The sequence below is a fragment of the Ruegeria sp. C8 genome (genome assembly GCF_056537565.1).
This window is the reverse complement of record NZ_JBQFRV010000010.1, coordinates 44,589-56,553: the sequence shown is the minus strand read 5'-3', so window position 1 is coordinate 56,553 and position 11,965 is coordinate 44,589. Positions and strand designations below refer to the sequence as shown.

The window sequence follows — 11,965 nt, the reverse complement described above, 5'->3', positions numbered from 1 at the left end:
GCTTCTTACCCTTCCGCGCGGCCCCTGCCGCCGTCATCCGTTTCGCGCAAGCCACGCAGGCGCTGCGCTTCCTCTACAACACGTTTGGCGAGTCCGCCAGAGGCCAGCGCCGCATGAATCACGGTTTGGCGCCCAAATGCCGCCCCTAACTCGTCCGCCGTGAGCCATCCGATGTATTTTCCGAAGTGCGGCGTGCTGAGTTTCGACTTACCGCGCCCCGATCCATCGCTGGCCTGAATCAGTACCTGAGCCTCTTCCCGGTCCAGCCACGTCTTGACCTTTTCGTATCCGGCGACCGCATCGCCGGACTTGCGCGCCAGGCTGAGAAGCTCAACCACACGACGCGCGACTTGTTTTTCGACCTCATCGGCCAGGTCGGCTTGGGCCGTGACCTGCGCCTTGAACCCGCGTGAGAACAGCTTTTTGCTGACCGCCTTGTCCAAGGCCGCGCGATCTGCCGCCACATAGACCCCGCGCCCCGGCAATTTCGCCGCGACATCGGGATAGACCTGACCATCCGGCCCCGTCACAAAGCGGATCAGCCCGTATTTGGGCAGAACCTCGCCCGTGGCGATGCACTTGCGCTCAGGTCCGTCGGACCGATCCTTATGGACGCCACCGCGACCCATCTCAGCCACCCGAGGCCCTGAGATCAGGCCTCGGCCTCCTCTTCGGCTTCGACGTCTTCTTCTGCCTGCTCCAGCTCGTCCGGATCAACCCAGCCCAACATGATACGAGCAGTCATGACCAGATCCTGCGCCTCTTCCAGCGTTACGCCGAACGGCTCAAGCACACCGTCATCCTTGATACGCTCACCATCGACCGTGGTCCAGCCACCGGCCAGTTCCCAGTCGGCACAGGTTGCGAAGTCTTCGAGCGTCTTCACATCATCCTTGGCCAGCGCTTCGACCATCTGGGGTGTCAGGCCTTCGAATTCAATAAGGCTGTCCTCGGCACCCAGAGCGCGCGCGGCATCCAGCGCGGCCTTGGCCTGCGCCTCAAGGAAATCGCGGGCACGCGCCTGCAGTTCCTGGGCGGTGCCTTCGTCAACGCCGTCGATGACCAGCAGTTCGTCCAGCTCAACATAGGCAACCTCTTCGAGGTTGGTGAAGCCTTCGGAAACCAGCAGCTGGGCAAAGAACTCGTCCAGATCCAGGCTGTCCATGAACAGCTGGGTGCGAGCTTCGAATTCTTTCTGACGACGCGCCGATTCCTCGGCCTCGGTCATGATGTCGATGTCCAGGTTGGTCAGCTGGCTGGCCAGACGCACGTTTTGACCACGGCGACCGATAGCGAGGGACAGCTGTTCTTCGGGCACCACAACTTCGATCTTGCCGGCTTCTTCGTCCAGAACCACCTTGGAGACCTCGGCGGGCTGCAGCGCGTTCACCAGGAAGGTCGGCTGATCTTCGTTCCACGGGATGATGTCGATCTTTTCGCCCTGCAGCTCGTTCACAACGGCCTGCACACGGCTACCGCGCATACCAACGCAGGCGCCTACAGGGTCGATCGAACCATCATACGAGATCACGGCGATCTTGGCGCGCGAGCCGGGGTCACGGGCCACGGCCTTGACCTCGATGATGCCGTCATAGATTTCCGGCACTTCCATCTTGAACAGCTCGGCCATGAATTCCGGCGCGGTGCGCGACAGGAAGATCTGGTGGCCACGAACCTCGCGGCGGACCTCCTTGATATAGGCACGCACACGGTCATTCGGGCGATAGCTTTCGCGGCCGATCTTGTCATTGCGGCGCAGAACAGCCTCGGCACCGCCCAGATCAACGATGACGTTACCAAATTCTTCGCGCTTGACCGCACCGTTGATAATGGTGCCAGCACGATCCTTAAATTCTTCGTACTGACGGTCACGCTCGGCCTCGCGAACCTTCTGCAGGATCACTTGCTTGGCGGACTGAGCAGCAATACGGCCCATTTCAACCGGCGGCACTTCTTCCACGAAGACGTCGCCAACCTCGGGCGATTCCATGTACTGACGTGCCTGCTCGACGGTCATCTCGGCCTGGTAGTTTTCCAGTTCCTCTTCCTCGACCACGGTGCGGACGCGGGTAAAGGTCGCCTTGCCGGTCTTGCGATCGATGGAGACACGAATGTCCATTTCCGCGCCGTAACGGCTCTTGGCGGCACGGGCGAGCGATTCCTCCATCGCTTCGACAACCAGACCGGGGTCGATCATCTTTTCGCGGGCCACGGCCTCGGCGGTCTGCAGCAGCTCCAGCTGGTTGGCTGAGGTGATTGCCATCAGTTCGTCTCCTCTTCGGACCCTTCGGTCTCAATCTCGTCGAAAGCGTTTTCGTTCAGGGCACCCGCGTCTTTGCGCTGGCGCAGCATTTCCTTGATCAGCTCATCGGTCAGGACCAGCTTGGCGTCGCTCAGCCAGTCGAATTGCAGACCGATGGTGATCGTCTCAGCCCCCTCGGGGATGTTGATCAGAACCTCATCCCCTTCGATCCCGGCCAATTCACCCTTAAAGCGGCGGCGACCGTCGATCAGCTCGGCAGTTTCGATCTTGGCCTCATACCCTTCGAAATTTTCAAAGTCCTTGAGACGGGTCAGAGGGCGATCAATACCGGGGCTCGAGACCTCTAGCGTATAGGCATCGAGGATCGGGTCCTCGACATCCAGCGTAGCGCTGACCGCGTTGGAAATCTCGGCGCAGTCATCCACTTCGATACCGCCATCGGGCTTGTCGGCCATGATCTGCAGCGTGGTTTGCTTGCCGCTCATCAAACGGATGCGCACAAGCTCATACCCCAGATCCTCGATCACGGGGGTGATGATCTCGGCAAGTCGCCGGTCAATGGCCGCTTTGGCTATCAGGTCGTTTGTCATCAGGTTCTCTACCCTATGGATCGGGCACAAAAAAACGGGCGCGCGGCCCGTCGAATTTTCCGGTGGAGCCTTGAACCAGAAGTTCAACGCGCCGCTGTTGCAACTGCATATACGCAGGAGTTCCCGAGTCTGCAACCCCCGGCGCAATTCGTGATCGGATTTACGCCAACCACCACCGTTCGGCGATACGGCCATCATCCAGCGTCGCTTTACCGATCTGCCTTGGCATTCCCACCTGAGCCGCCACGGCCAGCGCCATGTCCGATTCGCTCGGGTAATAGCGCAGCCCCCGCTGGGATTTCAGTTCGCCTCTTTCGGGCAGGGCGGCAATGTCCACATATCCGTCACGCAAGGCTTCGGCGCGGACGCGCGCATCAGGGATCACGATGATTTCCACTGTATCGGCCCAACCGGCCTGACCGTCCTTGTAATGCCCGGCAACTTTGCGGCCCAGGAAATGACGCCCATCCTCGGCCCGCTCGACCCGGTAGCATCCGGTCCCGTTGGCCGCGTGTAAAGGCGTCACCGCCTGCCCATCGCGCGCTACGACAAAGCGGCTGTCGGCCAGCAGGAAGGGAAGACCAGGATTGGCCTCAGCCAGTTCCAGCCGCACGTGATCAGCGGCCAGGGCCTCGGCCTGACCAAGTTCAGCCAGCACGGCCACAATATCATCAGCGTGCAGCGCCGTTCCATTGTGGAACGAGACGTCTTGGCGCAGATCAAATCGCCAGATGTGCGCATTGTCTTCGGTCTGCCACCCAATCGCCAACTCTCCGCGCAATGTGCCATCCGGTGCAATCTCGGTCAGGGTGTCGAACACGGCCCCACGGGCCAACTGTTCCAAACTGTCATCGCGCGGAACTGCCAGCCGCAGCGCGCCACCTTTCTTCGGAGTATCGGCCAAAGACGCCCCGGTGGCCGCCAGCAGCGCGGCGGCAGCACCCGATGCAAACAGAGCACGGCGGTCCATCCGGGTCATGCCACCCCCTCGGCCACGCGGTCCATGATGCGGACAAGCTCGGCACTTATTCCGGGTTCCGACAGGGCGTGACCTGCATGGCGAACCATTTTCAGTTCGACATTGGGCCAGCGCTCGGCCAGCGACCACGCCGCCTGGGGCGGACAGATCATGTCATAGCGCCCCTGCACGATATGCCCGGGGATATGTGCGATGCGATCCATCTGATCCAGAATTTGCCCATCCTTCTGCAGAAAGGCATTGTTGGTGAAATAGTGATTCTCGAGCCGCGCAAAGGCCCGCGCGTATTCACCGGGGCTTTCGCCCGTCGATCCGTTCGAATGGATCGATGCCAAGGCGTTCTCCCACGCCGACCAAGCGCGCCCATACAAAACTTCGGTTGCCCGGTCGCCCGAGAACAGGCGTTTGTTGTAGGCCGCAATTGTATCCGACAGCTCTTCCTCGGACAGCAGGGCGGTGAATTTTGCCCATTGCTCGGGCCAGAACTTGCCCGCGCCGCCGCCATAGAACCAATCCAGCTCGGCCTGTGTCGCAAGAAACACGCCGCGCAGAACCAGACGGCTGACGCGATCAGGATGCGCCTGCGCGTAGATCAAAGCCAGAGTCGCGCCCCAGCTACCTCCAAACACGGTCCATTCGTCGATATCCAACAGCGACCGCAGTCGCTCGATGTCCTCAACCAGATGCCACGTCGTGTTGTCCTCGACCGAGGCATGGGGCCGCGATTTCCCGCATCCGCGCTGATCGAACAGAATCACCCGGAAGACACGTGGATCAAAATACCGCCGCATCGCGGGGCTGCAGCCACCCCCTGGTCCCCCATGCAGCACAACCACCGGCACCCCGTCGGGGTTGCCGCTTTGCTCCATATAAATCTGGTGCCCATCGCCCACACTAACCAACCGCTGATCAAAAGGATCGATCGGCGGGTAGAGATATTGCACTGCGCGCTTTTGGTCCGGGTACTTGTCCATTATGGCCCTATATAGTCCTTAAGACGTAAAAGAGCACACGGAGACAGGAATGCAAGCGCATCCGAACACGGTCGACCCATCCGAGATCGCTAAATTCGAGGCGATGGCAGCGGAATGGTGGGACCCGCATGGGAAATTCAAGCCTCTGCACATGCTGAATCCGTGCCGACTGGATTATATCACACAACAGATCGCGGGTGAGTTTGACCGCGACTTGACCGCGCCTATGCCGTTCGAGGGTCTGCGCCTTCTGGATATCGGGTGCGGCGGAGGGCTGCTGAGCGAACCCATGGCCCGCCTTGGGGCCGAGGTGGTGGGGGCCGACGCCGCCGAGGGCAACCTGCCCGTCGCGCGCATCCATGCCGAGCAATCGGGCCTTGAGATAGACTATCGCCACACCACCGCCGAGGACATGGCCGCTGCAGGCGAGCAGTTCGACGTTGTGCTGAACATGGAAGTGGTCGAACATGTTGCCGACCCGCTAAGCTACCTGACCGCCACGCAACAATTGCTGAAACCCGGCGGGCTCGAGATTTGCTCGACCATCAACCGCAACCCGAAATCCTATGCCATGGCCATCTTCGGGGCCGAGGTTGTCATGCGCTGGCTGCCACGCGGCACACATGAGTGGAACAAGTTCATCACCCCCGATGAGCTGTTCGAACTACTACGCCAAGCAGGGCTGGAGCCGGTGGACCGCAAGGGATTCGTCTTCAACCCGATCCTCTGGAGCTGGTCGATCTCAGACAGGGATTTGAGCGTGAACTATGTGACGGCGAGTTTGAACCCGGGGTAGTCTCAGCACAAATATGCGACCGATCAGCAACTGGACAATTGGGTGGTTCCTTCCGCTCTATGATCGAAATCCGCTTGTCGGAAGCGTGTTGGGCTTAGCGTGCATATTTTTTGCGCTCATTGCGATTGGAGTGTTCATGCTTGCGATCAAAGAGAACGCCGGAACTCCGATTCCGACAACCGGGCTGGTATAGGCGCCTATTGTCATCATGCTGTTGAAACCATCGTCGATGGTTATATGCCTAGCGTGCGAATTCCTATGACGGAATTTTGGCGTATATTCTCTACTGAAAGTTAGAGGTTGCCCCATTCGCGAAAGATATGAACCTGCAGACTTGAGCAAGGTCCTCTCGCGCCCTCAAGAATCCATTACTGGTGCAGAGTGGCATTTCTCACCGCTACTCCCCCTCCAACTGCAACCGCAAATCCCTCAATACGGGCAGCGTGCTGCGGACGCGCTCCAACCCCAGCTCTCCAACCACGCGGTTGATCAGCGGAGCAATCGAGGAAATCGCCTGATCGCGCGCGCGGCGGCCAGCGGGGCTGATCGCGACCATCTTGCGGCGGGCGTCGTCCCAGTCGGGACGGATGTGGATGTAGCCGGCCCATTCCAGCTTGGCCAAAGTGTTGGTCATTGCGCCTCGGGTCACGTGGAAGGTGCTGGCGAGTTGCGCGGGCGTCCGTTCTCCTCCGGCATAGGCCAGATGGTTCAGCACCGAGAAATGCGAGATTTCCATGCCCTTGGGCAGCACCCGGCTCAGCCGGTTACGCAATAGCTGGTCGGCGGTCAGGATCTCGCTGAAAAGCGTGACCGCAAGGGCATTGGTGTCGTCTGTCATGGTCCGGTTCTGGTTCAGGGGCCGTCAAAAGCCCGCACATGGGTCAATGAGGGCACGCGACGGCGCGCCTCGGACACAGAACTATCATTCAATTCGAAAAAGTGAATGCCCGGATCGGTCCCTGCGTCGATCAGAACCTCTCCCCAAGGGGCGACGACCATGCTGTGACCGTGGGTGTGGCGGGTTTTGCCCCGCGTTTTGGGATGGGCGCCGGTTTGCGCGGGGGCCAGAACCCAGCAGCCGGTCTCAATCGCGCGTGCGCGCAGCAGCGATTCCCAATGCGCGGCCCCTGTGACAGGCGAAAACGCCGCCGGGACGGTCAAAATCCGCGCCCCGGCCTGCGCCAAAGCGGCATGCAGATGCGGAAAGCGGATGTCATAGCAGATGGTCAGGCCGACTTTGCCGAAATCTGTCTCGGCGATGACGGCCTTGTCGCCGGGGCGGTAATTGGCCGATTCGCGGAAGGTTTCGGTCTCGGTCACCTGCACATCGAACATGTGGATTTTGTCATAGCGCGCTACGATCTGCCCTTTGCGGTCGATCATGAAGCACCGGTTGGCAAAACGGCCATCTGCATCATGGGTCTTGATCCCCAACGAGCCGATCAGCAGCCAAACACCCAACTCAGCGGCCTGCGCCCGCAGACCGGCCAGAGTTGTGTCGTCTTCCTCATGCTGCAACACCTCGCGCTGCCGGGTGGTGCTGTTGGACACGCAATTCGTGACCTCGGGGGTCAGGATGAACTGCGCGCCTTGCTCGGCGGCCTCGGCCATAATGGCGCGAACCATTTCCAGATTCGCAGCCGGATCGTCCGACGAGGTGATTTGCAGCAGAGCGGTCTTCATCACGCCGCCAGCAGACGGTCCAGCTTGCCCTGACGGTCGAGCTCATAGAGGTCATCACAGCCGCCAACGTGATCGGGGCCGATGAAGATCTGCGGCACGGTGCGTTTGCCGCCGGCACGTTTGATCATCTCGGGCTTGCGCTTGGGGTGCATCAATACGTCGATTTCCTTGAACTCGACCCCTTTTTGCTTCAGCAGGCGTTTGGCCGCGTGGCAGAAGCCGCACAGAGGCGATGTGTAGATTTCAACAGGTTTCATAAATCCGTCCCTTCGGGTTTCACACGATCTTGTGCGAATTAGGCATCCTTGGCAACGCGCGCCAGCACCAACACGAAAATATGATTTGCCCCAGCGGCAAGACACGCCTGCGTACAGGCCGCCAGCGTGGCACCTGAGGTCATCACGTCATCCACCAACAGGATATCACGCCCTTTGATGCGCTGATCTCGTTTGGGATGCGGCGCTATGACCCCATCCAGTGCATCAGCACGCTGGGCGGCTGTTTTGCCGTCCAGAACCGGCGTACGCGCCGTTCGAACCAGCAGGTCCAGGCAGACCTGCAACCCCGTTTCGCGCCCCAGATGCTGCGCCAGAAGCGCCGATTGGTTATACCTCCGTTTCACCAGGCGGGACCAGTGCAGCGGAACCGGAGCGATCAACATGTCGGGCTTCAGAACCTCTCGGCCCGCCTGCGCCATCCAGCGCGCGGCGGGTTTCGCCAGTTCGGGCCGGTCGCCATGTTTCAACGCCAGGATCAGGGATTTCGCCCGCCCTTTATACAGCAGCGCTGCGCGCCCGTCCTTCCACGGGCGAGGCGTCTTTCGGCAATCGTCACAGTCGATCCGAAAGCCGTCCCTTTCGCCGGGGACGGGCATGCCGCAACTGTCGCAGACCGTGCCGCCGATGAACGGCGTGTCCCGCCAACATGTTGCACACAGGCCAAAGTCGGATTCGGTCAGCTCTCCGCAGCTCATGCATCGCGGGGGATAGATCAGGTGCAACGCTGTTTGAACTCGGGGCCAAATGCGATACCTGCGGGGTATGAAAATGCCTGCGTCCAATGCACCCTCTCTGTTTGACCGCGCCACCCAGCGCCACCGCCGCGCGCGGGTTAGGGATGAGGCCCTATTCCTGCACCGCGCCGCTGTAGACGAGGTGCAGGATCGGCTAAGCATGGTTAACAGAACCTTTACGGCGCCTGCGATTGTGACCCCTTTTGCGCATATCTGGCAGGATGCAATGCCCGGCGCGACGCTCGTGGCGGATGAAGAAACGCTGGAGCTTACGCCTGGCACGCATGATCTGGTGGTTCACGCCATGGCCCTGCATTGGGCCAATGACCCGGTCGGCCAACTGATCCAATGTCACCGCGCCTTACGCCCGGATGGGCTGCTATTGACCGTCTGTCTGGGCGGAGAGACCCTGCATCAGCTGCGCGCCGCCCTTGGGCAGGCCGAGATTGAGGTGACCGGTGGCCTCAGCCCCCGAATCGCTCCGATGGGAGAGCTGCGGGATCTAGGAGCTCTGCTGCAACGCACTGGGCTGGCGCTGCCGGTGGCGGATGCGGTGCCTATGACTGCGGAATATCGAGACCTGACCCATCTGATGCAGGACCTGCGCGCGATGGCCGAGACCAACGTGCTGACCAACCGATTGAAATCCCCGACCCGCCGCAAGGTGTTCGAACGCGCGCAGAGTATCTACGCAGAACATTTCGCGACACCTCAAGGCCGCCTGCCCGCCACGTTCGAGCTGATCTGCCTGACCGGCTGGTCGCCCGACGACAGCCAACCCAAACCGCTGCGCCCCGGATCCGCCCGGATGCGCCTTGCCGAAGCCCTTGGTACCAGCGAGGGCAAACTGTCCGATTGACGACCGGACATTTCCCCTTATCTCAGGCCAGACCTAGAAAATGCAGGAAGACCCAAATGTTTGACGCCACACGCCCCGTGCATGCACCAGCCGACCACCCCAAGGTTAAAATGGGGCGCGTGGGCATCCTGCTGGCCAATTTGGGCACGCCCGATCACTACAGCTATTGGCCAATGCGCCGCTATTTGAACGAGTTCCTCTCGGACCGCCGAGTGATCGACTACCCGGCGTGGAAATGGCAGCCGATTCTGCAGGCGATCATCCTGACCAAGCGCCCCTTTAGCTCGGGTGAGGCTTACAAGTCGATCTGGAATCATGACAAGGGTGAAAGCCCGCTGATGACGATCACCAAGGACCAGACCGCCAAGCTGCGCGATGCGATGCAGGCTCGCTATGGCGATCAGGTGATAGTCGATTTCTGCATGCGCTACGGCAATCCGTCTACCAAATCCAAGGTCCGGAATATGGTGGCAGAAGGCTGTGACCGCATCCTGTTCTTCCCGCTCTATCCGCACTATGCCGGTGCCACGACGGCAACCGCCAATGACCAGTTCTTCCGTTGCCTGATGGAGGAACCGTGGCAACCTGCGAGCCGTACGGTACCCGCCTACTACGACGACGACACCTATATCGAGGCGTTGGCCCAATCCGTCGAACGCGCCTATGCCAAGATGGAGACAAAGCCGGACGTGCTGGTCTGCTCCTACCACGGGATGCCTGAACGATATCTGCAGCAGGGCGATCCCTATCACTGCCAATGCGTCAAGACCTCACGATTGCTGAAAGAGCGGCTCGGCTGGTCGGACGATCAGCTGGTCTCAACCTTCCAGTCGCGCTTTGGCCCCGAGGAGTGGTTGAAGCCCTATACGGTCGACCACGTGGCCGATCTGGCGAAACAGGGTAAAAAGAACATCGCGGTTATTGCACCGGCGTTCTCGGCCGATTGCATCGAGACGCTGGAAGAGATCAATGAAGAGATCAAGGAAAGCTTTGAAGAGGCCGGCGGTGAACACTTCACCTATATTCCCTGCCTCAATGACGATGATTCGCATATCGCCGCTTTGGGCAAGATCATCGAAGACAATCTGAACGGCTGGCTGGACTAACCAGCCCCGACAACTGGACATGAAAAAAGGCGGTGGAAAGCTCCACCGCCTTTTCTCTGGATATTGCTCGTCGAATTAGCTTGCTGCAACAGCTGCGGCAACTACAACCAGCAGGATCAGCGGCAGGATGATGCCCTGCGACGTGCCCTGGGTTTCTTCAACAACAACAGGTGCCTCAACAACCGGCTCTTCCAGGTTACCGGCATAAGCGGTCGAAGCAGCAGCGGTCAGTGCAGCGGCGAGAACGAGTTTTTTCATATTAACCTCCAGAATCTGCACGGCTCCAGTCCGCGGAACCGCACATCTAAGACTTACCTCGTGATATTTTTCTAATCAGCAAAGCGGTTGGAATGCAATTGCAACTTGCCGATTAATCGAGTCGGTGAGCGAAAATGTCGTCAAATTAGCAACACTTGCGTGCCGACCTTCGCCATTGAGAACAGCTCGGCGATGTCTTCGTTGAACAGGCCGATGCAGCCATTCGAAGATTTCCGCCCGATCTTGCGCGTGTCATGTGTACCGTGGATGCGGTAATACTTCCACCCCAGATACAAAGCGTGCGTTCCCAATGGGTTATCGGGGCCGGGCGGGATGTAATCGGGCCATTCAGGGTTTCGTCTCTTCATCGACGGCGTCGGAGACCAGCTTGGCCCCTCAACCTTGCGAATGACGCTGGTGCGCCCGCGACGGGTCATCTCCTCGGTCAAAGGAACCGAAGAGGGGTAGAGTTTGTATACAGATTGATCATTTGACCAATAATGCAGCGCTCGTGACGTGGTATCGACAAGAATGGCCCCGTTTCTGGTGTTCGAGAAATAAGGCCGCCAGTCCTGAGCGCGGAATCCTGAGACATTACGCCGGACCGGCGCTTCGGGTTCAGGTGCAGGTCGTAGCGGGTCGCCCGGGATGTACTGCGCGATCGCAGGCGCGGCCAGCAGAGACGAGGCTCCGGCCAGAAACCCCCGGCGCGTCGAAAGAGGAATGTGCTTTTTAACCATGACAAAAGGTCCTTCGTTATGGCGAAATGGAAAATCTGGCCCATTTTATTGCCAGAATGCTTCAGTCGCAAACCAAACCGGCAGAATCATGCAGGGTATGGTCATTGTGCGTTTGCTCAAGACAGCCTAGCGCGTTATGCCCGTTAGCGACACAATAATCAGGTCGATCATGACGCGTATCTTTTCTTTTCTGTTGATTTGCCTTGTCGCCTTGGCGGCATGTACCGACACGAGCACCACGGCGCTGGGTGCCGATGGGCGCCCCTTACCTTCAGTCTACAAAATCCGTGGCAACCCCGAGAAGCTGCAGTTCCGCATGCTCGATTCGGTGAATGCACTGCGGCAGGCGCAGGGCTTGCAGTCCGTGCAACTGAACTCTCAGTTGAACGCGGCTGCGGCGACGCATTCCAAAGATATGGCCCGACAGAATCGTCCCTGGCACTTCGGATCGGATGGCTCTTCCCCGATCGACCGAGCGGCACGCGTTGGCTATTTCGGGACGTTCCTGGGTGAGGCGATCTCGGAAACCTATGAGACGGAAACCGAGACACTGGCCGCCTGGATGCAGGAACCCGGCCCCCGTTCTGTAATCCTGGACCCCAAGGCGACGCAGATGGGCTTTGCGTGGCATCAGGAAAACGGCGGTAAGATCTGGTGGACGCTGGAAATGGGAACCGGCGGCTAACAACCCTCCCCCTCCCAAAA

At 59.8% G+C, this 11,965-nt stretch carries 15 protein-coding genes; 4 read left to right on the top strand and 11 right to left on the bottom strand.

From position 1 onward, the window contains the following. Positions 1-5: 5 nt before the first annotated feature. From ACR0KL_RS14160 to pip, 5 genes are all read right to left on the bottom strand, one after another. Positions 6-629 carry an RNA-binding protein gene (locus tag ACR0KL_RS14160; protein ID WP_170679219.1) on the bottom strand — a complete coding sequence of 208 codons (624 nt, stop codon included), beginning with the start codon at positions 627-629 and terminating at the stop codon, positions 6-8. A gap of 23 nt (positions 630-652) precedes the next feature. Next, positions 653-2,263, bottom strand: a complete 1,611-nt coding sequence (gene nusA, locus ACR0KL_RS14155) for a transcription termination factor NusA (RefSeq protein ID WP_170679221.1) — start codon at positions 2,261-2,263, stop codon at positions 653-655. After that, positions 2,263-2,853, bottom strand: coding sequence for a ribosome maturation factor RimP (gene rimP / locus ACR0KL_RS14150; protein ID WP_170679223.1), 591 nt, complete (start codon positions 2,851-2,853; stop codon positions 2,263-2,265). The genes nusA and rimP overlap by 1 nt, the downstream gene beginning before the upstream one ends. A gap of 160 nt (positions 2,854-3,013) precedes the next feature. After that, the gene (locus ACR0KL_RS14145) at positions 3,014-3,832 is read right to left on the bottom strand and encodes an ABC transporter substrate-binding protein (RefSeq protein WP_170679225.1); all 819 of its coding nucleotides are present in this window, start codon (positions 3,830-3,832) and stop codon (positions 3,014-3,016) included. Next, positions 3,829-4,806 (bottom strand): prolyl aminopeptidase, encoded by a 978-nt coding sequence (gene pip / locus ACR0KL_RS14140; RefSeq protein WP_480777174.1) that lies wholly within the window; start codon positions 4,804-4,806, stop codon positions 3,829-3,831. Before pip ends, ACR0KL_RS14145 begins: the two co-directional genes overlap by 4 nt. Before the next feature lie 49 nt (positions 4,807-4,855). On the opposite strand from pip, the gene ubiG reads away from it, so the two are divergent. Further along, positions 4,856-5,602, top strand: coding sequence for a bifunctional 2-polyprenyl-6-hydroxyphenol methylase/3-demethylubiquinol 3-O-methyltransferase UbiG (ubiG, locus tag ACR0KL_RS14135; RefSeq protein ID WP_170679229.1), 747 nt, complete (start codon positions 4,856-4,858; stop codon positions 5,600-5,602). A 397-nt stretch (positions 5,603-5,999) separates the two neighbouring features. Here the strand turns inward: ubiG and ACR0KL_RS14130 are convergent, their stop codons facing one another. Genes ACR0KL_RS14130 through ACR0KL_RS14115 form a run of 4 tightly spaced genes read right to left on the bottom strand, consistent with a single transcriptional unit; the run spans position 6,000 to position 8,345 of the window. Further along, positions 6,000-6,440 (bottom strand): MarR family winged helix-turn-helix transcriptional regulator, encoded by a 441-nt coding sequence (locus ACR0KL_RS14130; RefSeq protein ID WP_170379967.1) that lies wholly within the window; start codon positions 6,438-6,440, stop codon positions 6,000-6,002. Positions 6,441-6,454: 14 nt separating this feature from the next. Next, entirely contained in the window at positions 6,455-7,285 is an 831-nt protein-coding gene (locus tag ACR0KL_RS14125) for a carbon-nitrogen hydrolase family protein (protein WP_480777173.1), read from the bottom strand. Beyond that, positions 7,285-7,542 carry a glutaredoxin 3 gene (gene grxC, locus ACR0KL_RS14120; RefSeq protein ID WP_170379965.1) on the bottom strand — a complete coding sequence of 86 codons (258 nt, stop codon included), beginning with the start codon at positions 7,540-7,542 and terminating at the stop codon, positions 7,285-7,287. The genes ACR0KL_RS14125 and grxC overlap by 1 nt, the downstream gene beginning before the upstream one ends. 38 nt (positions 7,543-7,580) lie before the next feature. Continuing rightward, positions 7,581-8,345 carry a double zinc ribbon domain-containing protein gene (locus ACR0KL_RS14115; RefSeq protein ID WP_480554987.1) on the bottom strand — a complete coding sequence of 255 codons (765 nt, stop codon included), beginning with the start codon at positions 8,343-8,345 and terminating at the stop codon, positions 7,581-7,583. On the opposite strand from ACR0KL_RS14115, the gene ACR0KL_RS14110 reads away from it, so the two are divergent. Both ACR0KL_RS14110 and hemH read left to right on the top strand, forming a co-directional pair. Further along, positions 8,326-9,156: a methyltransferase domain-containing protein gene (locus ACR0KL_RS14110; protein ID WP_170679332.1), complete on the top strand. Its 831-nt coding sequence runs from the start codon at positions 8,326-8,328 to the stop codon at positions 9,154-9,156. The genes ACR0KL_RS14115 and ACR0KL_RS14110 overlap by 20 nt on opposite strands. Before the next feature lie 56 nt (positions 9,157-9,212). After that, positions 9,213-10,262, top strand: coding sequence for a ferrochelatase (gene hemH / locus ACR0KL_RS14105; protein WP_170679235.1), 1,050 nt, complete (start codon positions 9,213-9,215; stop codon positions 10,260-10,262). 75 nt (positions 10,263-10,337) lie between these two features. On the opposite strand, the gene ACR0KL_RS14100 is transcribed toward hemH, so the two are convergent. Beyond that, entirely contained in the window at positions 10,338-10,520 is a 183-nt protein-coding gene (locus ACR0KL_RS14100; RefSeq protein WP_170379961.1) for a hypothetical protein, read from the bottom strand. A gap of 140 nt (positions 10,521-10,660) precedes the next feature. Continuing rightward, on the bottom strand, positions 10,661-11,260 hold the full coding sequence (locus ACR0KL_RS14095; protein ID WP_170470964.1) for a L,D-transpeptidase: 600 nt from the start codon (positions 11,258-11,260) through the stop codon (positions 10,661-10,663). A gap of 169 nt (positions 11,261-11,429) precedes the next feature. On the opposite strand from ACR0KL_RS14095, the gene dalA reads away from it, so the two are divergent. Next, complete coding sequence (dalA, locus tag ACR0KL_RS14090; RefSeq protein ID WP_170379959.1) at positions 11,430-11,945, top strand: divisome-associated lipoprotein DalA; 516 nt, start codon at positions 11,430-11,432, stop codon at positions 11,943-11,945. Positions 11,946-11,965: the final 20 nt, after the last annotated feature.

Bases quoted from the DNA above. Each gene is read 5' to 3' on its own strand.
- ACR0KL_RS14160 (WP_170679219.1), bottom strand. From the start codon at position 629: ATGGGTCGCGGTGGCGTCCATAAGGATCGGTCCGACGGACCTGAGCGC.
- nusA (WP_170679221.1), bottom strand. From the start codon at position 2,263: ATGGCAATCACCTCAGCCAACCAGCTGGAGCTGCTGCAGACCGCCGAG.
- rimP (WP_170679223.1), bottom strand. From the start codon at position 2,853: ATGACAAACGACCTGATAGCCAAAGCGGCCATTGACCGGCGACTTGCC.
- ACR0KL_RS14145 (WP_170679225.1), bottom strand. From the start codon at position 3,832: ATGACCCGGATGGACCGCCGTGCTCTGTTTGCATCGGGTGCTGCCGCC.
- pip (WP_480777174.1), bottom strand. From the start codon at position 4,806: ATGGACAAGTACCCGGACCAAAAGCGCGCAGTGCAATATCTCTACCCG.
- ubiG (WP_170679229.1), top strand. From the start codon at position 4,856: ATGCAAGCGCATCCGAACACGGTCGACCCATCCGAGATCGCTAAATTC.
- ACR0KL_RS14130 (WP_170379967.1), bottom strand. From the start codon at position 6,440: ATGACAGACGACACCAATGCCCTTGCGGTCACGCTTTTCAGCGAGATC.
- ACR0KL_RS14125 (WP_480777173.1), bottom strand. From the start codon at position 7,285: ATGAAGACCGCTCTGCTGCAAATCACCTCGTCGGACGATCCGGCTGCG.
- grxC (WP_170379965.1), bottom strand. From the start codon at position 7,542: ATGAAACCTGTTGAAATCTACACATCGCCTCTGTGCGGCTTCTGCCAC.
- ACR0KL_RS14110 (WP_170679332.1), top strand. From the start codon at position 8,326: ATGAAAATGCCTGCGTCCAATGCACCCTCTCTGTTTGACCGCGCCACC.
- hemH (WP_170679235.1), top strand. From the start codon at position 9,213: ATGTTTGACGCCACACGCCCCGTGCATGCACCAGCCGACCACCCCAAG.
- ACR0KL_RS14100 (WP_170379961.1), bottom strand. From the start codon at position 10,520: ATGAAAAAACTCGTTCTCGCCGCTGCACTGACCGCTGCTGCTTCGACC.
- ACR0KL_RS14095 (WP_170470964.1), bottom strand. From the start codon at position 11,260: ATGGTTAAAAAGCACATTCCTCTTTCGACGCGCCGGGGGTTTCTGGCC.
- dalA (WP_170379959.1), top strand. From the start codon at position 11,430: ATGACGCGTATCTTTTCTTTTCTGTTGATTTGCCTTGTCGCCTTGGCG.